The following is a 21,977-nucleotide window of genomic DNA, read 5'->3' as shown; positions in this document are numbered from 1 at the left end:
CGGCCGCGCCCGTCTGCTCGCGAGATGCGCACGTTTTCGACGAGATCACGTTCACCACGGCGCATCTCGACGAGATGTGCGCATCTCGGCAGCGGGGGTCAGGGCAGGAGAGCGCGGAGCCATGAGGTGGGGCGGACGCGGGCGCCGGACGTCTCGAGGCGAGCGCGCAGGGCGCGGTCGCTCGTGACGTCGGTGACGGTGAGCCCGGATGCGCGCATCGCCTCCGCACGAGCCACCAGTTCGTCGTCGCCGGAGCCCGGCGCGCGCACGACGCGCACCGCGCTCGTCGCCGGGTGAGAGTTCGCCCCGCCGATGAAACGGTGCGACCTCCCGGCCTCCGTCTCAGGGGCCGCGGCAGATCCGACTTCATCGGCGAACGCGGCACATCCGGTCTCATCAGCAACACCGGCGCATCCGGCCCCATCAGCGGCACCGGCGCGTCCGGTCTCGGCATCGTGCCGTCCGGCCACGCCGGATGCTTCGTCGTCCAGCCCCACTGCCGCGCCTGCGACATCCGGCATCGCTCGAGCCGCGCCCTCGATCACCATCTCGATTCCGGGGAACCAGCGCTCGTGCGGCAGGTCGATTTCGTCGGCCGGCAGCCCGGCCCGAGCGAGCGCGTCGAGTCCGTCGCGCAGTCGGGCCGCGGCCCCCGCGCGATCGCGCCACCAGCCGTCGGGCACGGACCCGACCACATTCGCCGCGTCCACCAGCAGCACCGGGCGCACACCGAGCGCGTCGCGCAGGCCGGGCCATGCGGCAGCGAACGACGGATGCAGTTCCCGATCGTCGACCGCATCGACGGGCACCCAGGCCAGCTCCAACGACTCAGGATCGCTGATCGTCGGCTCGAACGGGGCCGTCACGTCGGCGACAACCGTCGTGTACTGCCACACGCCCGCGTCGAACACGTGGGTGAAGCGCGGCCGCACCGCGCCATCCGGAACGCCTGCTTCCTCCTGCGCCTCGCGGACCGCGCCGTCGATGGCGGTCTCACCCTGGTGCAGCGCCCCGCCTGGCAGCGCCCAGGTGCCGCCGAAGTGGCTCCACCCGACCCTGTGCTGCAGCAGCACGCCGCGGGCCGGATCGAACGCCAACAGTCCGGCCGCGCCGAACCGCCCCCAGTATCGCTCTCCCGTCGGCGCGACGACCCATGCGTCCCCCGGATCCCGCGGCCCGTGCGGCCGTCGCGGCTCACCGGCGGCGGGAGGAACGATCGTCATCCGTCCACGCTACCGCCGCCCCGCGCTGAAATGACGATGGGTGCTCCAGAACGCGGATTCTGGAGCACCCATTGTCCTTCGGCGGATCTACTTGCGCTGGCGACGCTCGCGGATGCGCATGTTGACCACGATCGGCGTGCCCTCGAAGTCGTACAGCTCGCGCAGGCGACGCTGAATGAACCGCCGGTAGCCGGGGTCGAGGAAGCCGGTCGTGAACAGCACGAACGTCGGCGGACGCGAGCCCGCCTGCGTGCCGAACAGGATGCGCGGCTGCTTGCCGCCCCGCAGCGGGTGCGGGTGCTCCGCGACGAGCTCCGACAGGAACGCGTTGAACTTGCCCGTCGGGACGCGGCGGTCCCAGCTCTCCAGCGCCTGCTCGAGCGCGGGGACGAGCTTGTCCAGGCGGCGGCCGGTCTTCGCCGAGATGTTCACGCGCGGCGCCCATGCCACGTGCGCGAGGTCGCGCTCGATCTCGCGCTCCAGGAAGCGACGGCGCTCGTTGCGCTCCGCCTCCGGCGTGTCGAGCAGATCCCACTTGTTGAACGCCAGCACCAGCGCGCGCCCCGCCTGCAGCACCAGTTCGATGATCCGGATGTCCTGCTCGCTGATCGGTTCGCTCACGTCGAGCACGACGACGGCGACCTCAGCCTTCTCGAGCGCGGCAGAGGTGCGCAGCGATGCGTAGAAGTCCGCACCCTGGTGCATGTGCACGCGGCGCCGGATGCCGGCGGTGTCGACCAGCCGCCACGGCTTGCCGCCGAGCTCGACGACCTCGTCGACCGGGTCGCGGGTCGTACCGGCGAGGTCGTTGACGACCACGCGCTCCTCGCCGGCCGCCCTGTTCAGCAGCGACGACTTGCCCACGTTCGGCCGGCCGATGATCGCGACGCGGCGCGGGCCGCCGATCTCCTCCTTCGCCACGGCGGAGATCTTCGGCATCTTCGTCAGCACGGCGTCGAGCAGGTCGGCCACGCCGCGTCCGTGGATCGCGGAGATCGGGTGCGGCTCGCCCAGACCGAGGTTCCACAGCGCTGCGGCCTCGGGTTCGTGCGTGGAGTCATCGATCTTGTTCGCCACGAGGAACACGGGCTTGCTCGACTTGCGCAGCAGCCGCACGACGTGCTCATCGGTCGCCGTCGCTCCGGTTATCGCGTCGACGACGAACAGGATCACATCGGCCAGGTCGATCGCGATCTCGCTCTGCGATGCCACTGACTTGTCGATGCCGCGCGCGTCCGGCTCCCAGCCGCCCGTGTCCACGAGGGAGAAGCGTCTGTCGTTCCACTCTGCTTTGTACGTCACGCGGTCGCGCGTGACGCCCGGCACGTCCTGCACCACGGCCTCTCGGCGCCCCAGGATGCGGTTCACCAGCGCCGACTTGCCGACGTTGGGCCGCCCCACGATCGCCACGACCGGCAGCGCGGGCGAGTACTCCATGCCGAGTTCGTCGACGCGCACGCCGGCCAGCAGCGCGGCGTCCTCCTCGTCGAGCTCGTAGTCCTCGAGGCTCTGTCTGAGCGACTCGCTGCGCGCCTCGATCAGGTCATCGTCGAGCTCCGCGATCCGTTCGGCCAGCCGGTCGGGCCCGCCGTCGTATTCCTCGTCATCGGCCATGAAGGCCTCCCGTTCGTTGTTCGATCACGCCTCGCACAACGGCGACCGACTGCTCGAAGTCGAGCTCTGAGGTGTCGACCACGTCGACGCCCCGGTCGCCCTGTGCAAGGGAGAGTGTGTGCGCATCGCTGGCGTCGCGCTGGCTCATGGCCTGCGCGACGTCGCCCGCGTCCGTCTTCAGTTCGAGACCGCGGCGCTGCGCGCGGACCTCTTCGCTTGCCGTGAGCAGGATCCGCACGGGAGCGTCGGGGGCGACGACCGACGTGATGTCGCGCCCTTCGATGACGACTCCCGGCAGTCCCGACTCGCGTGCTTTGCTCCGGAACCCGTCGTTGAGAGCGTCGCGCACCGCCTGCACGCGGGTGAAGCCCGCGATCGCACGGGTGACCTCCGGGGTTCGGATGGCGTCGGTCACGTCGGCGTCCCCGACCATGACAGTGCGGGCATCCGGGTCGAGTCCGAGCCGCAGGTCGAACGTTCTCAGCGCGTCGAGCACAGCGGGCTCATCGCGCGTGTCCGCACCGGAATCGAGCACGTGCCATGACAGTGCGCGGTACGCGGCACCGGTGTCCAGGTAGCCGAAGCCGAGTCGACGGGCGATCTCCTTGGAGACGCTCGATTTTCCGCTGCCTGCCGGACCATCGATCGCGACGACGGTCACACTTCCGAAGGCCTCACTCGTCATCGGTGCTCGCAATCCTCCAGCCGCGGGCTTCGAGCCCTTCGACGGCGCCGGTCAGCACGCCCTTGTCCACTGCGATCTCGGCGAGGCCGAGCGGCGCGCCTGGCGAGTGCTCCAGGCGGAAGTCCTCGACGTTCACGCCGAGTTCGCCCAGGTCGCCGAACAGACCGCCCAGCTGACCCGAGGTGTCATCGACCATCACGACCAGCGAGGCGAACTCTCGGCGCTGGCCGTGCTTGCCAGGCAGACGCTCGACGCCCTCGTTGCCGCGCCGAATGGTCTCGGCGATCGTGCGGCGCGCGCCGGGCTTCGACGTCTCACGCAGTGCGTCAGCGAGGCCGGTGAGGTCCGCGGCGAGCGCGTCGAGCCCTGCGACGACGGAACCGGCGTTCGCCTCGAGGATCTGCACCCACAGCTCGGGGGCGGAGTGCGCGATGCGCGTGGTGTCGCGCACGCCCTGGCCGGCCAGTCCGAGCGCGTGCTCTGGGGCATCGACGAAGCGCGCGGCCAGCAGCGATGCGACCACCTGTGGCAGGTGCGAGACGAGCGCGACGGAGCCGTCGTGCTCGTCTGGGCTCATCTCGATCGGCACAGCGCCGACGTCGAGCGCGAGGCCCTCGACCACGGCGAGGTCTGCCGTGCGAGTTTCGCCGTCGCGACAGATCACCCACGGGCGTCCGGCGAAGATGTCGCTGCGGGCGGAGATCGCTCCGCCGCGCTCGCGACCCGCCATCGGGTGCGATCCGATGTAGCGCGCCAGGTCGACGCCGCGCCTGCGCAGTTCGCGCAGCGGCTGCAGTTTGACGGAGGCGACATCGGTGACCACCGCGTCGGGGAACGCGGACAGCTCCGCCTCGACGACGTCGGCCACGACATCCGGAGGCACGCACACCACGACGAGCGACGGCCGGTCGCCGTCGTTCGCCGCGCGTCCTGCGCCGTAGTCGATTGCGAGGCGCAGCTGCGCCGGAGAGGTGTCGGCGAGCGCCACGTCGACGCCCGCGCGGGTCAGCGCATGCCCGACGCTCGCGCCGAGCAGGCCGGCGCCCACCACGCGCACCGTGCCGGAGGTGCGCACGGCGCGCCCCGGCACGGTCTCATCGCGCACGGCGGAATCAGTCACGGGAGTCCTTCTGATCGGTGGTGCTCGACGCGTTCTGCGGAGCACTCGCTTCGTGGCGCGACAGTGTCAGAAGCGCGCCTCTTTCCACCTTAGTCAATTCGCGCGTACCGCCCGCTGAGAGCGTGCCGAGGTGCAGGGGTCCGAACTGCCGTCTGACCAGCTCGATCACGGGGTGTCCGACGGCTGCCATCATCCGGCGCACGATGCGGTTGCGGCCGGAGTGCAGGGTCAGCTCCACCAGGCTCGTGCCGCGCGACGTGTCCAGCAGACGCGCCTTGTCCGCCTTGATCGGCCCGTCGTCGAGGTCGAACCCGCGCGTGAGCTCGGCGATCGTCTGTGCGGAGACACTGCCGCGGACCTTCGCGATGTACACCTTCGTGACGCCGTACTTCGGATGTGCGAGCACCTGGGCCAGCTCGCCGTCGTTGGTGAGCACGAGCAGGCCGCTGGTCTCGGCGTCGAGTCTGCCGACGTTGAACAGCCGTTCCTCCCAGTCGTCGGTGAAGCCCCGCAGATCCGCTCGGCCCCTGTCGTCCTTCATCGAGCTGACGACGCCGGTCGGCTTGTTCAGCATCACGTACCGCTTCGACGTGTCGAGCTGCACCGCCTGACCGTCGACGTCGACCAGATCGACATCCGGATCGATCCGCGTACCCAGCTCGGTGACGACCTCCCCGTTCACACGCACCCGCCCCCGCGCGATCAGGTCCTCAGAGGCGCGCCGCGAGGCGACCCCGGCATTCGCCATCACCTTCTGCAGGCGCACACCCTCTGCATCGTTCCGCTCCATCCCCCCATCCTCTCAGCCGCCGCGCACACTCCGTGCCCGTATCTCTTCATTTCTGGCACTTCTCCGGGTGGGCACACCACCGGAGATGTGCCAGAAATGAAGAATTGCAGGCGGCTCAGGCGAAGTCGTCGAAGCCGTCTGCGCCGTCGTCGAGGAGGGGGGAGATCGGGGGAAGCTCGTCAAGGGAGTTGATGCCGAGCTGCTGCATGAGCAGACCGGTTGTGCCGTAGTTGATCGCGCCGGTCTCCGGGTCGGCGAACTGCTCGGTGATCAGGCCGCGCGCCAGCAGCGTGCGCACCACGGAGTCGACGTTCACCGCCCGGATGGCGGCCACCTGCGAGCGTGTCACCGGCTGCTTGTAGGCGATCACGGCGAGCGTCTCGAGCGCGGCCTGCGACAGCTTGGCCGGCGCCTGCCCTCCGATGTAGTCGGCGACCAGGTCGTCGAAGTCCGCCCTGACGTACATCCGCCATCCGCCGCCGACCTCGCGCAGCTCGAAGCCGCGCGGGGTGCCGCCGTCAGCGCCGTCGTAGTCCGCGACGAGCGACTCGAGCGCCTGCCGAACCGCGGGGACGGGTGCACCGACGGCCGCGGAGAGCGACACCAGGCCGATCGGCTCGTCTGCGATCATCAGGATCGCCTCGAGCCGCTGCTGCACGGTGCCCCGCTCGAGGGTCGTCTCATCGGTCATACTCTGCCCCCAAGGATGCCAGCGTCTCTTCGTTCCAGTGCTCGGCCGTCCACGTCAGCGTCAGCTCGCCCAGCGGCTCCAGCTGCTCGAACGAGATCGCCGCGTGCCGGTACAGCTCCAGCACGGCGATGAACCGGGCGACGACGACGCCCACTTCCTCCGAGCCCGCAATCAGTTCGCGGAACGACAGCGTCGTCCGCCCGCGCAGAGTGGAGACGACGATCGCCGCCTGCTCCCTGATGCTCACCAGCGGTGCGTGCAGGTGGTCGAGCCCGACGCCCGGCAGCGCCTTCGGTGCGAAAGCGAGCAGTGCGAGTGCGGCGAACTGATCGAGCGTGAGCGTCCACTTCAGCTCCGGTGTGCGCGAACGGTGCTTCTGTTCGATCGGCACCTGCCTGGTGTGGCGACGGTCCTCGCCGTACAGGCGACCGGCGAACCATCCGGCTGCCTCCTTGAACGCACGGTACTGCAGCAGTCGCGCGAACAGCAGGTCGCGCGCCTCGAGGGCGGCGACCGCCTCCGCGTCGACCAGCTCGCCCTGCGGCAGGAGACCAGCGACCTTCATGTCGAGCAGCGTCACCGCGACGACCAGGAACTCGCTGGCGCGGTCGAGCTCCTCCCCCGTCTCCACGTCGCCGAGGTACGAGATGAACTCGTCGGTGACCTTGCTCAGCGCGATCTCGGTGATGTCCATCTCATGCTTCGAGATGAGCTGCAGCAGCAGATCGAAGGGGCCGTCGAAGTTCGCCAGCGACACCCTGAACCCGGATGATCCGGCCGCGGCCGTGTCATCCGGGAGCTCTTCTCCGATGTCCCTAGGCGACCGCGCCACGGTCGACCAGCTCCCTGGCGAGGCGCAGATACGCCTGGGCCGCCGGATGCTCCGGCGCGAAGTCGATGATCGGAACACCGGAGACGCTCGCATCGGGGAACTTCACGGTCCGCCCGATCACGGTCTCGAACACCTTGTCGCCGAAGGTCTCGACGATGCGCTCGAGCACCTCTCTGGAGTGCAGCGTGCGCGAGTCGTACATGGTCGCGAGCAGCCCGTCGAGCTCCAGCGACGGGTTGAGACGGTCCTGCACCTTCTCGATCGTCTCGACCAGCAGTGCGACGCCGCGCAGCGCGAAGAACTCGCACTCGAGCGGCACCAGCACGCCGTGCGCCGCGGTGAGCGCGTTCACGGTGAGCAGGCCGAGCGACGGCTGGCAGTCGATGAGGATCAGATCGTATTCCGGCGCCAGCCTGCGCAGCACGTGCGACAGGATCATCTCGCGGGCGACCTCGTTGACGAGATGCACCTCGGCGGCCGACAGGTCGATGTTCGCCGGAAGGAGGTCGAGCCCCGGTGTCGCGGTCGGTACGACCACCTCGTGCGGGTCGCGCTTCATGTCGACGAGCAGGTCGTAGATGGTCGGAACGTCGTGCGTCGCCACCCCGAGCCCCGCTGAGAGCGCCCCCTGCGGGTCGAAGTCGACCGCCAGCACCTTGCGTCCGTAGCTCGCGAACGAGGCCGCCAGGTTGATCGACGTCGTCGTCTTGCCGACGCCGCCCTTCTGGTTGCACAGCGCGACGATGCGGGCCGGGCCGTGGCTGTGGAGCTCCGGCGGAGTCGCGAAGCCGTGGTACGGCCGGCCGGTGGGGCCGAGAATGACCTCGTCACTCTGCTTGTGGGTTTTCGCCACCGATGATCCTCCTGAATCGCGTTCATGCGAGTCTAAACGCGACCGCTCGCCGACGGCGCAGGATCGCCGAGAGCCGGCGGGTCCGCACACTGCTGTCCGACCTATGGGCACCTCTGCTCGGGGCACCACTCCCCATCGACTCGGGCGGCGGCGGCTGGGAGGCTCGTGTCAACAGCAGGCACCGCATACCGTCGCTCATCCGGAGCGACGGGGTGCCACCCACCAGGAGGCGATCCAGATGCGCAAGCCCATCCTTCTCACGTCCGCCGTCGCTCTCGCCGCGCTCGCGCTGGCCGGATGTTCGAACCCGGTCGACGACATCGCCGACGACATCGCGGAGGAGCAGTCCCAGGAGTCGACGACGGAGGAGACCCCCGCTGAGGAGACCGACGAGGAAGCCGACGAGGCGGAGGAGTCCGAGGCCGACTCCGCCCCGGCCGGCGAGATCGCGGCTCCGGGCACCGAGTTGTCCGTCGGCGACACCGCAACGGTGCTCTGGCCAGACACCGACGACGGCGAGCAGAACGTGAACGTCACCGTCGCCGATGTGTCCAAGGCTGACAAGAGCGACTTCGATGCGATCGACGACGACGACTTCAAGGAATCCCTCGAGGGCTACGACGTCTACTACTTCACCGTCGAGATGGACAAGGCGGAGCCCTTCGCTGTACCGATGGACGGCGAGAGCCCCACCAGCGAGATGTACGCCTTCGACGCGGACGAGAACCGGCTCGGTCCGGTGCGCGTCGTCGGCTCGTTCGACGCCTGCGACTCGAACTACATGTCGAGCGAGGAGGACGAGTCGAACTCCGGCATGTCGACGTGCTTCATCTCCGCGATCCCCGAGGGGCAGGAGCCCGGCTACATCGCCTGGGTGGCCGACGAGACCGGCTACGACTACCTCGACGGCGAACCGCTGAAGTGGATGATCTGATCCGACGACGCTCGAGTGCCCGCGGCCCATCGGCCGCGGGCACTTTTCGTCGCGCCCCGAGTGGCGTCCGACACGGTCGACTCCCAGGCGGAGGTGGGGCGCAAGGCCGAGAGTCCCGTGACCGACGACGACGCAGGAGCCAGTCGTGTCGGGCGCCGCTCAGCGGGCCCTGGGGTGCGCTGTGGTGTACATGTCCCGCAGCGTGTCGGCGGTGACGTGCGTGTAGATCTGGGTCGTCGCGACCGACGAATGGCCGAGCAGCTCCTGCACGACGCGCACATCGGCACCTCCCTGCAGCAGGTGCGTCGCGAACGAGTGCCGGAGCGTGTGCGGTGAGACGTGCTCCGTCAGCTGCGCCTTCTCCGCCGCGGCACGGATCACGAGCCACGCGCTCTGGCGCGACAGCGGCGCCCCGCGCGCACCGAGGAACAGCTTCGAGGTGCCCCTCCCCTTCGCGGCGAACCAGGGTCGCACCCTGGTGAGGTAGGCCGCAACCGCGTCGCGGGCGAACGACCCGACCGGAACGATGCGCTCTTTGTCGCCCTTGCCTCGCAGCCGGATGATGTCGTCGTGCGCCGCATCGTCGACGTCGAGGCTGATCGCCTCCGACACGCGCGCACCCGTCGCGTAGAGCAGCTCGAGCAGGGCACGGTCCCGGATGCCGACCGACTCGTCCTCACTCGGCGCCCGCAGCAGGCGCTCCACCTGCTCGATGGTGAGAGCCTTCGGCAGCTTCATCGGCTGCTTGGGCGGCTTCAGCCTGCCGCTGGGATCGTCAGGCGTGTGCCCCTCTCGCGCCAGGAAGCGGTGCAGTCCCCGCACGGACGACTGCATCCGCGCCAGAGATGACGGCGCAGCAGGCGGCTCGGCGGCCGCGCGGTCGGCGGCGAATTCCGCGACATGTTCTGCCGTGACGGCCGTTGCGTCCGTGACGCCATGACCGACCAGCCACGCGGCATAGCCGCCGAGATCGCGCTCGTAGGCGGCCACGGTGTGGTCGCTCAGCCCGCGTTCGATCGTCACGTGCCGCAGGTAGGCATCGACCGCACGCTCGATGCGCATGGCGCTACTGGCGCAGCCGATCGGCCGCCGTCAGCAGCCCGAGCGCGGTCGTCGCGTTCACGAATCTGCCGTCTCGCACGGCGCGGATCGCGTCGGGCAGCGGGAGCCATGCGACCCGGATGTCCGCCTCCTCCGCGTCGCGCGGATACGGCTCGTCAGTCCCGTCCAGGCCCGTGGCGAGGTAGATCAGGATGCGCTCGTTGCTGCCGCCTGGCGTGAGCGCGAACTCGCCGAGCAGCGACCAGTCGCTCGCGGTGAGGTCGGCTTCCTCCGCCAGCTCTCGTTTGGCCGTCTCGACCGGTTCTTCGCCCGGCACATCGCGCAGGCCGGCCGGAATCTCCCAGTCACGTGCCTGCAGCGGATGCCGGTACTGCTGCAGCAGAAGCACCCGGTCACGCTCGTCGATCGCAACGACGGCGACCGCCCCCGGATGGTCGACGTAGTGCCGCACCAGCTCGTTGCCGCCGTATCGCAGTCGATCCTCGACGACGTCCCACACCCGCCCGGTGTACCCCGTGCGGGTGTCGATGACTTCCACGCCGAACGGTTCGTCCCTCAGTTCCACTGCTCTCCCCTCGATCCGGCCGCGGCTCCCCGCCTCAGTGCCGGATGCCGTTGCTGGCCCTGTCTCCTGTCAGTCCTCGTCCTCGAACAGCTCGCTCGCCCTGTGGCGCTCGAGCGCCGCGCCGACGAGGCCGCTGAACAGCGGGTGCGGGGCTGTCGGGCGCGAGCGCAGTTCGGGGTGCGCCTGGGTGGCGACGTAGTACGGGTGCGTCTCACGCGGCAGTTCGACGAACTCGACCAGGTCGAGGTCGGGATTGATCCCCGAGAACACGAGCCCCGCCTCGGCGAGCTGACCGCGGTAGGTGTTGTTGACCTCGTAGCGGTGGCGATGCCGCTCCGCCACGTCCGTCGCTGCGTAGGTCTCGGCCACGAGCGAGCCCTCCGCGAGCCTGGCCGGGTAGAGCCCGAGGCGCATCGTGCCGCCCAGGTCGCCGCCGTCGAGCACCTCGACCTGCTCAGCCATCGTGGCGATGACCGGCGTGGTCGTCTCCGGGTCGAACTCGCTCGAAGATGCCCCGGTCAGTCCGGCCACGTTGCGCGCGTACTCGATCACCATGCACTGCATGCCGAGGCACAGCCCGAGCGCCGGGATGCCCTGCTCGCGTGCGAAGCGGAGCGCGCCGAGCTTGCCTTCGATGCCCCGGATGCCGAAGCCGCCTGGCACGCAGATGCCGTCGAGGTCGGCGAGGCGCTCACGCGCGCCCTGCGGCGTCTCGCACTCGTCGGACGGGATCCAGCGGATGCTGACCTTCGTCTCGTGTGCGAAGCCGCCTGCTCTGATGGCCTCGGTGACCGACAGGTAGGCGTCCGGAAGGTCGATGTACTTGCCGACCAGACCGATCGTGACCTCGTGCTTCGGATTGTGCACGGCTGCGAGCACCCGCTGCCATCTGGTCCAGTCGACGTCGGTCGCCTTGGCGAGGCCGAGACGGCGCACGATGTGAGAGTCGAGACGCTGGGTGTGCAGCGTCGACGGGATGTCGTAGATGCTCGGCAGGTCGACCGTGTTGACGACGCCGTCGACCTCGACGTCGCACATCAGCGCGATCTTGCGCATGTTCGCCTCGGTGACCGGACGGTCGCTGCGCAGCACCAGCGCGTCCGGCTGGATGCCCACCTGCCGCAGGGCCGCGACGGAGTGCTGGGTCGGCTTGGTCTTCTGCTCCCCGGATGCCCCCATGAACGGCACCAGCGAGACGTGCACGAAGAAGACGCTGTCGCGGCCCAACTCGTGGCGCAGCTGACGGGCCGCCTCGAGGAACGGCTGCGATTCGATGTCGCCGACCGTACCCCCGACCTCGGTGATGATGACATCCGGCTGCGGGTCGTCCTGGCTCTGCAGACGCATCCGACGCTTGATCTCGTCGGTGATGTGCGGAATCACCTGCACGGTGTCGCCGAGGTACTCGCCGCGGCGCTCACGCTCGATCACCTTGGAGTAGATCTGCCCGGTGGTCACATTGGCCGCGGCCGAGAGGTTGATCCCCAGGAAGCGCTCGTAGTGGCCGATGTCGAGGTCGGTCTCCGCACCGTCATCCGTGACGAACACCTCGCCGTGCTGGAACGGGTTCATCGTTCCCGGATCGACGTTCAGATACGGGTCGAGCTTCTGCATCACGACGTGCATGCCGCGCGCCGTCAGAAGATTGCCGAGACTCGCTGCCGTGAGGCCTTTGCCGAGCGAGGAGACCACACCGCCCGTTACGAAAATCTGCTTGGTGGTCTTGCCCGTGGGGCCAGCATCAGAAGTCTGCATCACGGGCTTCAATCCTAACGGTCGAATTCGGCTTGACGATCATCCTGGCACGAAACGCGCCTGAGTTTCTGCTCTGCATCGTGCGCCTCCCGCCGCTCAGGTGCGAGGAGAAGCCACCGTCCCGCAGCCATGGCGGCAGTCCTCCGCACCTGAGCGATCTCGCGCGACTCAGACCGATGCTGTGGCGAGCAGCTCGCGGGCGTGGGTGAGCGCGGCGCCAGAGTCGGACATGCCGGAGAGCAGCCGGGCCATCTCCGACTCGCGTTCCTCGCCCGACAGTGCTCGAACGCTCGAGGTGGTGACGGTGCCGTCCGAGGCCTTCACGACCGAGAGATGGTTGTTCGCGAATGCCGCGACTTGAGCGAGGTGCGTGACGGCGATCACCTGGGAGCGCTCGGCGAGTCGCGCCAGTCTGCGGCCCACCTCGATCGCCGCCGCGCCCCCGATGCCCGCATCGACCTCGTCGAACACGAACGTCGGCACCGGGTCGGTCTCGGCGATGACCACCTCGATCGCGAGCATCACGCGGCTGAGCTCACCGCCCGATGCGCCCTTGGACACCGGTCGCGGTTCCGCCCCCGGATGGGGGGCCAGCAGGAAGGAGACCTCGTCGCGGCCGTGCGTCGATTCCGGCGCCGGTCCGACGCTCACGGTCAGCTCGGCGTCCGGCATGGCGAGCGCGTGCAGCTCCTCGGTCACAGCGGCGGACAGCCGCCCTGCCGCTTCCGCACGCGCCGCGGTCAGCCGCGCCGCACGATCATCGAGGACCTCGCGCGCCTCATCGCGCAACCCGGCCAGGCGTTCGACGCGCTCGCCGTCGTCGTCGAGCTCCGCGAGCCTCGCCGACCCGGTCTCGAGAAGCGCGATCGCCTCGTCGAGCGAACCATGGCTGCGCACCAGCGCATTCACCGCCGCCCTGCGCTCCTCGACCGCCGCGAGCTCCACCGGGCCCTGCTCATCGAGGTCGGCGAGGAAGCTCGACAGCTCGACGGCGAGGTCAGCCGTGCGGTATCCGATCTCTGCGACCTGTTCGGCGATGCCGGTCAGCGCCGGATCCGCCGCGCGCTCGAGCTCTCGGCGGGCCTCTGCGAGCAGTCCGGAGACGTCGGGAGCGTCCTCCTCGCTCGAGAGAGACTCGCGCGCGGTGGCGGCAGCGGCCCGCAGCTGCTCGGCGTTGGCCAGCCGTTCGGCGCGCGCCGCCAGATCCGTGTCCTCCCCCGATTCCGGATCGACCTGCTCGATCTCGGCCAAGGTGTCGCGCAGTCGCTCCGCTTCCTCGGCGCGGGCGTCGCGCTGTTCGATGAGCCTTGCCAGCTCGGCGTCGACGGTGCGCCAGGCCTCGTACGCCTCCGCGTACTCCGCGCGGGGCGTGCGCACGGCATCACCGCCGAAGCGGTCCAGCGCGTCGCGCTGAGCCGCCTGCGACTTCAGCCGCAGCTGCTCCGACTGCCCGTGCACGACCACGAGGTGCTCGGCGAGATCACCCAGTACGCCGGCCGGGGCACCGCGTCCGCCGACGCTGGCCCTGCTGCGGCCCTCGGCGGAGATGGTGCGGCCGAGGAAGAGCTCGCCTCTCCCCTTCCCGATCGGCTCGACCTCGCCGCCTGCCTCCTGCACCCGTTCGACGACGGGACCGTCGTCCGGCACGTTCCACACCCCGTCGACCGAAGCCTGCGTCGCCCCCTTGCGCACAGCACCCGAGTCGGCGCGAGCGCCGAGCAGCAGGCCCAGCCCCGTCACGACCATGGTCTTTCCCGCGCCGGTCTCACCCGTCACCGCGGTGAATCCCGACCCGAACGGCATGGTGGCCTCGGCGATCACGCCGAGGCCGCGCAGTCGCATCTGCTCGATCACTCCGGCTCCTCGTTCCCCTCCGTCGTCGCGTGATCATCCGAGATCGGAATCACGCTCACGGACGTCGTCATCATCGTTCCCGTCGGCCCTCGCCAACCGTGCACAGGCAGCTGGAACTTCCGCACCAGTCGATCCGTGAACGCCGCGGGGTGCAGCCGCGCCAGCCTCACCGGCTTCGGCGAGCGTCTGACCGAAACCCTGGCCCCCTCCGGCAGCGAGTATGTGCGACGACCGTCGCACCACAGCACACCTGAGCCTCCCATCGAGTTCTGCAGCTCGAGCGCGACGGCGTGCTCCGGCCCGACCACGAGGGGACGGGCGAACAGCGCGTGGGCCGACACCGGCACCACGGTGATCGCCTGCACGGTCGGCCACACGACGGGCCCGCCGGCGGAGAAGCCGTACGCGGTCGACCCGGTCGGCGTCGCGATCACCACGCCGTCGGCGCCGAAGCTCGACAGCGGGCGCCTGTCCACCTCGAGGACGACGTCGATCATCCGGCCAGGGCTGTCCTTCTCGATGGAAGCCTCATTCAGTGCGAAGCTCTCGAAGACGATCCGCCCCGCGCCGTCCCGCACCTTGACGGCGAGTGCGAGGCGCTCCTCGACCTCGTAGTCGCCGGCGACGGCGCGCGCGACGGCGGCGTCCATGTTGTCGCGTTCGATCTCGGCGAGGAAGCCGACGTGTCCCATGTTGATGCCGAGGACTGGGGCCGTCCCCTCTCGCACCAGTTCCGCGGCGCGGAGAATCGTGCCGTCGCCGCCGAGCACGATGGCGAGGTCGAGATCGTCGACCCTGATGTCGTCACCCAGCACGGCGATGTCGCCCAGCACGGGGGCCAGCTCGGCGAGCGCTGTGCGGTCGGCGAGCTCCATCACGGGCGTGGCGCCGGCGCGCCGCAGGGTGTCGACCACCCGCACAGCGGCATCGACGGTGTCGTCGCGATGCGCGTGCGCCACAACCAGGATCCTGCGCTCAGCCATCGTCCGCTCCGCTCTCTCCTGCATTCGACACGTCTACCCATTGTGTCGGATCCGCGGCGGCCCGTCGCGTTCTGCACAGGCGGTTCGCTTCCGCAGTGCGACGCGCGCACCGGGAAGCGAAGCGATCTCAGAGCACCTTGTTCAGGAACTCCTGCGTGCGGCTCTCTCGCGGTCGGGAGAAGACCTGTTCCGGGTCTCCCTCCTCCACGATCACGCCGCCGTCCATGAAGATCACGCGATCGCCGACCTCACGGGCGAAGCCCATCTCATGAGTGACGACGACCATCGTCATGCCCTCGAGTGCGAGACCCTTCATCACCGCGAGCACCTCACCGACGAGCTCGGGGTCGAGCGCGGACGTCGGCTCGTCGAACAGCATGATCCGCGGCTCCATCGCCAGCGCCCTCGCGATCGCGACGCGCTGCTGCTGGCCTCCGGACAGGCTTGACGGATAGGCGTTCTCCTTGTCCTCGAGCCCGACCTTGACCAGCAGCGCCCGACCGCGCTCGCGCGCCGCGTCCTTGCCGAGCCTGCGGACCATCGTCGGTGCGAGCATCACATTGTCGATCACCGACATGTGCGGGAACAGATTGAACTGCTGGAAGACCATGCCGATCTCCGAGCGCACGTCGTCGATGCGCACCTTCGGATCGGTGAGGCTGTGCCCGTCGATGACGACCTCACCGCCCGTGATGTCCTCGAGCCGGTTCAGGCATCGCAGCAGCGTGCTCTTTCCTGACCCGGAGGGACCGATCACGCACACGACCTCGCCGTCATCCACGGACAGGTCGATGCCGGTCAGGACGTCGTTCTTGCCGAATGATTTGCGCAGATCCGTGACGTCGATGATCATGACCGCAGCTCCAATCGCTTCTCGGTGTATCGGAGCGCGAGGGAGAGGCTCAGCGTGATCACCAGGTAGAACACCGCCACCGTCGTGTACATCTCCACGGCATTGAAATGGCTGGCGACGATCGTCCTGGCTTGGAAGAGCAGGTCGTGCACGAGAATGACCGACAGCAGCGAGGTGTCCTTGATGCTGACGATGAATTGATTCCCCAGCGGAGGGATCATCCGTTTGAAGGCCTGCGGCCAGATCACCTTGCGCATCGTGATGTGGTGGCTCATGCCGAGCGAACGGCCCGCCTCCATCTGCCCCTTGTCGACCGATTGCACCGCGCCTCGAACGATCTCAGCGATGTATGCGCCCGAGTTCAGTCCGATCACGATGATGCCGGCCACAAGCGACGGCAGCGTGTACTGGATGATCAGCGGCAGCGCGAAGAACAGCCAGATGGCCTGGACCAGCAGCGGCGTACCGCGGAGCACCTCGATATAGACGACGGCGATCCCGCGCACGAATCGGAACCGGCTCAGCCGTGCCAGTCCGAAGATCGCGCCCAGCACGAAACCGATTCCGATCCCGGCTCCGGCGACCAGGAGCGTGTAGAGGAAACCGACGCCGAGCTGCGGCAAGAACTCGACGACACCGAACCAGTCGAAGTCCGTGATGATGTTCATCGCGTCGACAGCCCTCGCCCGTGCGCGGGATCGACGCCGTCACTTCGCACGCTCATCCGCACGCTCAGCCGGCCTGTGCTTCCGCGAGCTCGTCGATCCACTCCGGGTCGCTGCCGAACCACTCGTTGTAGATGTCCGCGTAGGTGCCGTCGTCGATCATCTCGGCAAGCGCCGCGTTCATCGCCTCGAGCAGGTCCTCGTTGCCCTTCGCCAGCGCGATGCCGTAGTCCTGCGCCTCGAGCAGTTCCCCGACCGTCTTCAGGCTGTCCTCCCCCTCGGTGAGGATGTAGTACTCGACGTTCGGCGCGTCGTAGAGCACCGCGTCGGAGCCGCCGCCCTCAACCGACAGGTAGGCCTGGTCGAGCTGCTCGTACGTGTTCGGCGTCGCGCCGTCGATGTTCTCAGTGATGTAGTCGGCGCTGGTCGATCCGAGCCGCGTCGCGATCGTGAGACCTTCCAGATCGTCGACGCCGGTGATGTCCGTGTTGTCGGCCGGCACACCGATGCGCAACCCCGACTTGTAGTACGGGCTGGTGAAGTCGACGGCGCTCTTGCGGTCTTCGGTGATAGTGATGCCAGCGATCGCGATGTCGAAGGCGCCCGTCTGCAGGCCGGGGATGATGCCGTCGAAGTTCGTGGACTCGAGGTCGATCTCGAAGCCGACGCGATCCGCGATCTCATTGACGACGTCGATGTCGAATCCGACGTACTCGCCGTCCTCTTCGAACTCGAAGGGCACGAAGGAGCTGTCAGTGGCGACGACGTAGCTGTCCTCGAGGCCGCTGCCCTCGCCGCCGTCGCCCCCTCCGTCACCGCCGCCGCTGCAGCTGGCCAGGCCGCCTACCAGGAGAAGAGTCGATGCTGCGATTGCTGTGGTCTTGGTGATCTTCACGAAGCGCCTTTCGTCATCGCCGAAACCGCGTTCGCGGTGTCCGGATGTCTGAAACGTATACACGCGGACAATGCATGTCAAACAGTGCACGACGGCTTCGCCCACGACGACGAAGCCCCGCGCTCATTCCGCGCCGGGCCGTCGCCTTGTCCGTTTGGTCTCGCCGCGCAATCGCTTTCCCTCGAGACGACGGCGCTGCGATCCCCGTGTGGGACGCGTCGGGCGCCGAGCGATCTCCGGGGCGACGGCGTCGCGCAGCAGCTCGGCGAGGCGCTGCCGTGCCGCGACCCGATTGCGTCGCTGGGCGCGCTCCTCGGAGGAATCGACGGTGAGCACGGTTCCGCTCAGCCGGCTCGCCAGGCGTTCCAGCACACGCGAGCGCTGAATCTCGTCGAGGGCCGACGTCGAACCCAGATCCAGGCTCAGCTGCACGCGGGAATCGGCGGTGTTCACGCCCTGCCCGCCCGGCCCGGAGGAGCGCGAGAACTGTTCGATCAGCTCCGCCGCTGGGATCACAAGACCGCGCGGCGCACCTGGGCCCGGCTGCACGCGAAGATCGTCCACTCCCCCAGTGTCCCGCGTCCCGGCGATGCTCGTCGACTCGCTCGCGCCTCGGCCAGCAGCGGCCGGCCCTGCTGAGACCGGCAGGACGTCTTCATCGGCAGCCGAGGGGTCGGCTCGCAGACGGGCGAAACGAACATGTGATGCCCTTCACACCCTCCGCGCGTCGTGCCCGCTCGGTCGAAGAACGGTACGAAGACGACACGGCCGATCGCCATGACCGAAGCACGGGACGACGCGAGCACGGCTCCGACGCGGAAACGGAATGCCTAGCGAGCGGCAGCATCGATCTCGTCGGTCCAGTCCTGCGTCGACGCTCCCGGTGCGAGGCGGAGCAGGATCTCGCGGTTGCCGTGGGTGCCGAGCACGGGTGAGGGCAGCAGCCCTCGCGCACCGAGGCCGACCGTCTCCGCTGCGGCGACGACATCCCGCACCGCGGCGACGCGCAGTTCAGGATCGACGACGATGCCTTCGCGGATGCCGGTGCGGCCGACCTCGAACTGCGGCTTCACCAGCAGCACGACGTCGCAGTCCGCGCCCGCGGGCAGCACATCCGCAGCGGCCGGGAGCACGTGTCGCAGCGAGATGAACGACAGGTCGCCGGTGATGAGCGTCGGCCGCTCGCCGATGCCGCTGCTCTCGGCCAGCGACTCCGGCGTCATGTGGCGCACGTTGTATCCCTCGACGGTACGCACGCCGTCGTCCGCCGCCACGACGGCCGCGAGCTGGTCGTGCCCGACGTCGACCGCGATGACCGTGCGGGCGCCGCGCTCGCGGAGCACCTGTGTGAATCCGCCCGTCGACGCCCCCATGTCGAGCGCGATGCGGTCGGCGACGTCGATGCCGAAGCCGTCGAGCGCGGCGATCAGCTTGTGGGCGCCGCGGCTGACGTAGTGGTCTCCCCCGTCGATCCGGATGTCGGATGTCGGATCGACGCGCTGGGCCGGCTTCGCGGCGATCCGTCCGTCGACGCGCACCGATCCGTCCGAGATGAGCGAAGCGGCGTGCGTGCGGGAACGGGCGAGACCGCGTGCGGCGAGCTCGGCGTCGAGCCGTGCGCTCATGCCTCGCCTGGCGCCTGTTCGAGGCGCTGAGCGAGCTCGGTGTGCAGCGCGCGGTACGCCTCGGCGCGCTCGACGAGCGGTTGACCCTCGATCACGCGCACTCGGCTGACGAGCACGCCGTCCTCGCCGGCGGCGCCGTCCGGTGTTGCGCCCTCTTCGCTGCCCTGCATGGGGCCAGGCTACCGCTGTCGGTGGAACGGATCGGCGTACAACCGCTCCGGCACGCGGAATCCGAAGATCTGCCTGCCGGTGGCCCAGATTCCGTGCGCGGCCGCGCGCAGCAGGTCGATCTCGTTGCCGTCGGAGAGGATCCGGATGTCGGGACCGTCGATCTCCACGGACGCGTCGCCGACCCTCGTCACGTTTCCGCTGCGGCGGACGAGCGGGTACGGGTCGAAGAGCTCGCGCAGGTCACCGACGATGTAGGTCGGGCGTGCGTTCGCCGCAGCCGCGAGCACGTGCTTGGGACGGTCGATCCCTGTGAGCACGAGAGCGGACTCGATGCCGGCGGCCTGAGCGCCCTGGATGTCGGTGTCGAGCCGGTCGCCGATCATCAGCGGGCGGCGCGCAGAGAAGCGCTCCACCGCCGCATGGAAGATCGGTGCCTCCGGCTTGCCCGCGACCTCAGCGAGCCGCCCCACTGCGGTGTGCACGGCCGAGACGAGAGTCCCGTTGCCCGGAGCGATTCCGCGCGCACGAGGGATGGTCCAGTCGGTGTTGGTGGCGATCCAGGGAATGCCCCCGGCGTCCTCCGGTTCGGCGAGTGCGAAGGCCGCCTCGGCGAGATCGGTCCATGCCACCTCGGGTGAGAAGCCCTGCACAACGGCCGCCGGTGCGTCCTCCGCACTGCGGGTCACCGTGTATCCCGCCTTCTGCAGCTCGTCGACGAGTCCGTCGCCGCCGACGACCATGATGGTCGCGCCGTCGGCGACCTTCTGCGCCAGCAGCGCGACCGCCGCCTGAGGGCTGGTGACCACGTCATCCGGGCGGGTGCCGAGACCCAGCTCGCGCAGATGCTCAGCGACCGCGGCATCGGTCCTCGAGGCGTTGTTCGTGATGTAGCCGAGCCTGCGGCCCTCCGCAGCGGCGCGGTTCAGGCTCTCCACCGCATGCGGGAGCGCCCCGTCGCCTGCGTAGACGACGCCGTCGAGATCGTTCAGGACTACGTCGACACCGTCGAGGGGCGCCGGCCCCTTCTTCTTAGAAAAGAGCGCCATCTGGTCGCTCGTCCCCCTTCTGCGCGTCGGCGCCCGCTGCGGACTGCTCATCATGCTCCGCCTCGGGTTCCGTCGACTGCTCGTCGGCGCCGGCGGGCTCGTCGATTCCCGCCTCGACCAGGATCTCGCTCATCTCGTCTTCGACGGCGACATCCGGATCGGGGGCAGCGTCCGAGTCCGCACCGGCCGCGCTGCCGTCGGGCGCATTCGCGGAATCATCTTCGCTGACGGAGTGCTCTTCGTCCGAAGAGTCGGGACCGCCGCCGACCGGTGCGATGACGTCGTCGAGCTCCGCGGGATCGGCCGAATCCGTCGCTGCGGTCTCGGCCGCATCGGCGTCGCTGTCCTGCGCGGGGCCGGTTTCGGCGTCGAGGACGGCTTCACCGCCTTCGCTGTCGTCAGCCTCAGCCTCAGCCTCAGCGGGAGATTCGCCGTCTGCGGAGACGTCCGGTGTCTCGTCCGGTCCGGCCTCGTCGAGATCCATCTCGGGGATCTCCTCGACGATGAGCTCGTCGTCGCGCGCCATCTCCTGTGCGATGGCGTCAGCGGCGACGTCGGCGCGGCGTGCCCATTCCTCCGCCTCGTCGGTGAGCCCGAGGTCCTCCAGCACTGCCGCGCGTGCGGCGAACAGGCCGGGACTCCAGGAGTACGCCAGGTCCGGATCGAGCTCGTTGATGTCGAGTTCGGCCAGTGCCAGCTCTGTCTGGCCGAGGTCGAGGCGCGCGCCCGACATCGCGATGGCCAGCTGCACGCGCTGAGCGGTATCGAGCTCGTCACGCACGGCGCCGGTGCCCTCCTCGAGTGCCTTCTCCGGGCGTCCTACTCCGCGCTCAGAGTCCACGATCATCGCGATGTGCTCGTTGCGCCCGGTGATGCGGCGCAGGGTACGCAGTTCGCGGAGCGTCAACGAGAAGTCACCGGTCCGGTACGCCGTGATCGCCAGCGTCTCTCGAGCAACGGCGACGCGTCCCGCGTGGCGGACCGCTGCCTGCGCATGCTCGTGCGCCAGCGCGGGGTTCTCATCGATCTCGCGTGCCGCCATCGCGAGATGGCGTGCGACGCGCTCGGCATTCTCCTTGCTCAGCGTCTTGAGTTCGTTGCGCGCTCCCGCGGGCAGCTCCCTGGGCTCGACGTCATCCGGGAGGAACGGGTCGCGCCCGCTGCTCAGCCGATCGTCATCACGGGAATCGCCGCGGCCGGACGCCCGTCCGTCGCGATCATCGAACCTGCGGTCACCGGCACCTCGCCGATCACGATCATCCGAGCGGCCGCCGAAGCGGCGGTCCCGGCCATCTCGGTCACCGGCACCGCGTCCACCGCGGTCGTCGCGACCGCCGAAGGAGCGCTCGCCTCGACTGTCCGTGCGACCTCCGGCACCCTGCCCGCTGCGCGCGCCGCGATCATCGACACGGCGATCCCCGCGGCGATCGTTCCGGTCTCCCCCACGATCGTTCGGACGGTCGGGCGCCCGTCCGCCTCGGTTGTCGTCGCGACCGCCGGCGTCGCGTGCTCCGCGGTCGCCGGATCGCCGATCGCCGCCGCGCTCATCGCGACCGCTGGAACGCTGCCACGCACCGCGCTGTTCACCGGCACCGTAGCCGCGGCCTGCGCCACGTCCGTCGCGGCCGCCGGCGCCCTGGCCATCGCCACGACCGTCGCGGTCGCCGTATCGACGCTCGCCGGCGCGCTCGTCACGCCCACCAGACCGCCGATCGCCGCCGCGCTCATCGCGACCGCTGGAACGCTGCCACGCACCGCGCT

Annotated in this window: 23 protein-coding genes; 2 read left to right on the top strand and 21 right to left on the bottom strand. The window is 69.3% G+C overall.

Annotated features, from left to right (window positions below):
• Positions 1 to 98 precede the first annotated feature (98 nt).
• The 8 genes from CIK77_RS18265 to CIK77_RS00080 all read right to left on the bottom strand — a co-directional run bounded on the left by CIK77_RS18265 (position 99) and on the right by CIK77_RS00080 (position 7,808).
• Positions 99 to 1,223 carry an NUDIX domain-containing protein gene (locus tag CIK77_RS18265; RefSeq protein ID WP_087055689.1) on the bottom strand — a complete coding sequence of 375 codons (1,125 nt, stop codon included), beginning with the start codon at positions 1,221 to 1,223 and terminating at the stop codon, positions 99 to 101.
• Positions 1,224 to 1,310: 87 nt separating this feature from the next.
• Positions 1,311 to 2,837: a ribosome biogenesis GTPase Der gene (der, locus tag CIK77_RS00110; protein WP_087055690.1), complete on the bottom strand. Its 1,527-nt coding sequence runs from the start codon at positions 2,835 to 2,837 to the stop codon at positions 1,311 to 1,313.
• The gene (gene cmk / locus CIK77_RS00105) at positions 2,827 to 3,522 is read right to left on the bottom strand and encodes a (d)CMP kinase (RefSeq protein ID WP_087055691.1); all 696 of its coding nucleotides are present in this window, start codon (positions 3,520 to 3,522) and stop codon (positions 2,827 to 2,829) included. The genes der and cmk overlap by 11 nt, the downstream gene beginning before the upstream one ends.
• Entirely contained in the window at positions 3,512 to 4,642 is a 1,131-nt protein-coding gene (locus CIK77_RS00100; RefSeq protein WP_249268655.1) for a prephenate dehydrogenase, read from the bottom strand. The genes cmk and CIK77_RS00100 overlap by 11 nt, the downstream gene beginning before the upstream one ends.
• Positions 4,635 to 5,432, bottom strand: a complete 798-nt coding sequence (locus CIK77_RS00095) for a pseudouridine synthase (protein ID WP_087055692.1) — start codon at positions 5,430 to 5,432, stop codon at positions 4,635 to 4,637. The genes CIK77_RS00100 and CIK77_RS00095 overlap by 8 nt, the downstream gene beginning before the upstream one ends.
• 115 nt (positions 5,433 to 5,547) lie before the next feature.
• The gene (scpB, locus tag CIK77_RS00090) at positions 5,548 to 6,123 is read right to left on the bottom strand and encodes an SMC-Scp complex subunit ScpB (RefSeq protein ID WP_087055693.1); all 576 of its coding nucleotides are present in this window, start codon (positions 6,121 to 6,123) and stop codon (positions 5,548 to 5,550) included.
• Positions 6,113 to 6,955 carry a segregation and condensation protein A gene (locus CIK77_RS00085; protein WP_442923109.1) on the bottom strand — a complete coding sequence of 281 codons (843 nt, stop codon included), beginning with the start codon at positions 6,953 to 6,955 and terminating at the stop codon, positions 6,113 to 6,115. The genes scpB and CIK77_RS00085 overlap by 11 nt, the downstream gene beginning before the upstream one ends.
• The gene (locus CIK77_RS00080; protein WP_087055695.1) at positions 6,939 to 7,808 is read right to left on the bottom strand and encodes a ParA family protein; all 870 of its coding nucleotides are present in this window, start codon (positions 7,806 to 7,808) and stop codon (positions 6,939 to 6,941) included. The genes CIK77_RS00085 and CIK77_RS00080 overlap by 17 nt, the downstream gene beginning before the upstream one ends.
• Positions 7,809 to 8,046: 238 nt before the next feature.
• On the opposite strand from CIK77_RS00080, the gene CIK77_RS17490 reads away from it, so the two are divergent.
• Positions 8,047 to 8,742: a hypothetical protein gene (locus CIK77_RS17490; protein WP_087055696.1), complete on the top strand. Its 696-nt coding sequence runs from the start codon at positions 8,047 to 8,049 to the stop codon at positions 8,740 to 8,742.
• A gap of 159 nt (positions 8,743 to 8,901) precedes the next feature.
• Here the strand turns inward: CIK77_RS17490 and xerD are convergent, their stop codons facing one another.
• From xerD to CIK77_RS00010, 13 genes are all read right to left on the bottom strand, one after another.
• Positions 8,902 to 9,804, bottom strand: a complete 903-nt coding sequence (xerD, locus tag CIK77_RS00065; protein ID WP_087055697.1) for a site-specific tyrosine recombinase XerD — start codon at positions 9,802 to 9,804, stop codon at positions 8,902 to 8,904.
• 4 nt (positions 9,805 to 9,808) lie between these two features.
• On the bottom strand, positions 9,809 to 10,369 hold the full coding sequence (locus CIK77_RS00060; protein ID WP_249268656.1) for an NUDIX domain-containing protein: 561 nt from the start codon (positions 10,367 to 10,369) through the stop codon (positions 9,809 to 9,811).
• Between the two features lie 69 nt (positions 10,370 to 10,438).
• A complete protein-coding gene (locus CIK77_RS00055) occupies positions 10,439 to 12,124 on the bottom strand; it encodes a CTP synthase (RefSeq protein WP_087055699.1) in 1,686 nt (561 codons plus the stop codon).
• Positions 12,125 to 12,292: 168 nt separating this feature from the next.
• Positions 12,293 to 13,978, bottom strand: coding sequence for a DNA repair protein RecN (recN, locus tag CIK77_RS00050; protein WP_087055700.1), 1,686 nt, complete (start codon positions 13,976 to 13,978; stop codon positions 12,293 to 12,295).
• Positions 13,975 to 14,961 carry an NAD kinase gene (locus tag CIK77_RS00045; RefSeq protein WP_087055701.1) on the bottom strand — a complete coding sequence of 329 codons (987 nt, stop codon included), beginning with the start codon at positions 14,959 to 14,961 and terminating at the stop codon, positions 13,975 to 13,977. The genes recN and CIK77_RS00045 overlap by 4 nt, the downstream gene beginning before the upstream one ends.
• Before the next feature lie 127 nt (positions 14,962 to 15,088).
• Positions 15,089 to 15,814 carry an amino acid ABC transporter ATP-binding protein gene (locus tag CIK77_RS00040; protein WP_275543021.1) on the bottom strand — a complete coding sequence of 242 codons (726 nt, stop codon included), beginning with the start codon at positions 15,812 to 15,814 and terminating at the stop codon, positions 15,089 to 15,091.
• Positions 15,811 to 16,482, bottom strand: coding sequence for an amino acid ABC transporter permease (locus CIK77_RS00035; RefSeq protein WP_087055702.1), 672 nt, complete (start codon positions 16,480 to 16,482; stop codon positions 15,811 to 15,813). The genes CIK77_RS00040 and CIK77_RS00035 overlap by 4 nt, the downstream gene beginning before the upstream one ends.
• A gap of 64 nt (positions 16,483 to 16,546) precedes the next feature.
• A complete protein-coding gene (locus CIK77_RS00030) occupies positions 16,547 to 17,374 on the bottom strand; it encodes a transporter substrate-binding domain-containing protein (RefSeq protein ID WP_212647507.1) in 828 nt (275 codons plus the stop codon).
• Positions 17,375 to 17,497: 123 nt separating this feature from the next.
• Positions 17,498 to 17,938, bottom strand: a complete 441-nt coding sequence (gene arfB / locus CIK77_RS00025) for an alternative ribosome rescue aminoacyl-tRNA hydrolase ArfB (RefSeq protein WP_087055703.1) — start codon at positions 17,936 to 17,938, stop codon at positions 17,498 to 17,500.
• 266 nt (positions 17,939 to 18,204) lie between these two features.
• Complete coding sequence (locus CIK77_RS00020) at positions 18,205 to 18,999, bottom strand: TlyA family RNA methyltransferase (protein WP_087055704.1); 795 nt, start codon at positions 18,997 to 18,999, stop codon at positions 18,205 to 18,207.
• The gene (locus CIK77_RS17530) at positions 18,996 to 19,169 is read right to left on the bottom strand and encodes a hypothetical protein (RefSeq protein WP_170934193.1); all 174 of its coding nucleotides are present in this window, start codon (positions 19,167 to 19,169) and stop codon (positions 18,996 to 18,998) included. The genes CIK77_RS00020 and CIK77_RS17530 overlap by 4 nt, the downstream gene beginning before the upstream one ends.
• A gap of 9 nt (positions 19,170 to 19,178) precedes the next feature.
• Positions 19,179 to 20,216 (bottom strand): HAD-IIA family hydrolase, encoded by a 1,038-nt coding sequence (locus CIK77_RS00015; protein ID WP_087055705.1) that lies wholly within the window; start codon positions 20,214 to 20,216, stop codon positions 19,179 to 19,181.
• Positions 20,200 to 21,258 (bottom strand): hypothetical protein, encoded by a 1,059-nt coding sequence (locus CIK77_RS00010; RefSeq protein WP_087055706.1) that lies wholly within the window; start codon positions 21,256 to 21,258, stop codon positions 20,200 to 20,202. Before CIK77_RS00010 ends, CIK77_RS00015 begins: the two co-directional genes overlap by 17 nt.
• Positions 21,259 to 21,264: 6 nt before the next feature.
• Between CIK77_RS00010 and CIK77_RS00005 the strand changes: the two genes are divergently transcribed.
• The coding region (locus tag CIK77_RS00005) for a hypothetical protein (RefSeq protein ID WP_114347169.1) at positions 21,265 to 21,977 on the top strand (713 nt) is incomplete at its 3' end.

This window comes from Microbacterium sp. JB110, from assembly GCF_003335195.1.
GTDB lineage: Bacteria > Actinomycetota > Actinomycetes > Actinomycetales > Microbacteriaceae > Microbacterium.
Note: the sequence above shows the minus strand (reverse complement) of the source record. Positions and strands in the feature narration are given on the sequence as shown.

Excerpts from the sequence above, each read along its gene's own strand:
- CIK77_RS18265 (WP_087055689.1), bottom strand. The coding sequence starts at position 1,223 with ATGACGATCGTTCCTCCCGCCGCCGGTGAGCCGCGACGGCCGCACGGG.
- der (WP_087055690.1), bottom strand. The coding sequence starts at position 2,837 with ATGGCCGATGACGAGGAATACGACGGCGGGCCCGACCGGCTGGCCGAA.
- cmk (WP_087055691.1), bottom strand. The coding sequence starts at position 3,522 with ATGACGAGTGAGGCCTTCGGAAGTGTGACCGTCGTCGCGATCGATGGT.
- CIK77_RS00095 (WP_087055692.1), bottom strand. The coding sequence starts at position 5,432 with ATGGAGCGGAACGATGCAGAGGGTGTGCGCCTGCAGAAGGTGATGGCG.
- scpB (WP_087055693.1), bottom strand. The coding sequence starts at position 6,123 with ATGACCGATGAGACGACCCTCGAGCGGGGCACCGTGCAGCAGCGGCTC.
- CIK77_RS17490 (WP_087055696.1), top strand. The coding sequence starts at position 8,047 with ATGCGCAAGCCCATCCTTCTCACGTCCGCCGTCGCTCTCGCCGCGCTC.
- xerD (WP_087055697.1), bottom strand. The coding sequence starts at position 9,804 with ATGCGCATCGAGCGTGCGGTCGATGCCTACCTGCGGCACGTGACGATC.
- CIK77_RS00055 (WP_087055699.1), bottom strand. The coding sequence starts at position 12,124 with ATGCAGACTTCTGATGCTGGCCCCACGGGCAAGACCACCAAGCAGATT.
- CIK77_RS00045 (WP_087055701.1), bottom strand. The coding sequence starts at position 14,961 with ATGGCTGAGCGCAGGATCCTGGTTGTGGCGCACGCGCATCGCGACGAC.
- CIK77_RS00040 (WP_275543021.1), bottom strand. The coding sequence starts at position 15,814 with ATGATCATCGACGTCACGGATCTGCGCAAATCATTCGGCAAGAACGAC.
- CIK77_RS00035 (WP_087055702.1), bottom strand. The coding sequence starts at position 16,482 with ATGAACATCATCACGGACTTCGACTGGTTCGGTGTCGTCGAGTTCTTG.
- CIK77_RS00020 (WP_087055704.1), bottom strand. The coding sequence starts at position 18,999 with ATGAGCGCACGGCTCGACGCCGAGCTCGCCGCACGCGGTCTCGCCCGT.
- CIK77_RS17530 (WP_170934193.1), bottom strand. The coding sequence starts at position 19,169 with ATGCAGGGCAGCGAAGAGGGCGCAACACCGGACGGCGCCGCCGGCGAG.
- CIK77_RS00015 (WP_087055705.1), bottom strand. The coding sequence starts at position 20,216 with ATGGCGCTCTTTTCTAAGAAGAAGGGGCCGGCGCCCCTCGACGGTGTC.
- CIK77_RS00010 (WP_087055706.1), bottom strand. The coding sequence starts at position 21,258 with ATGGCGGCACGCGAGATCGATGAGAACCCCGCGCTGGCGCACGAGCAT.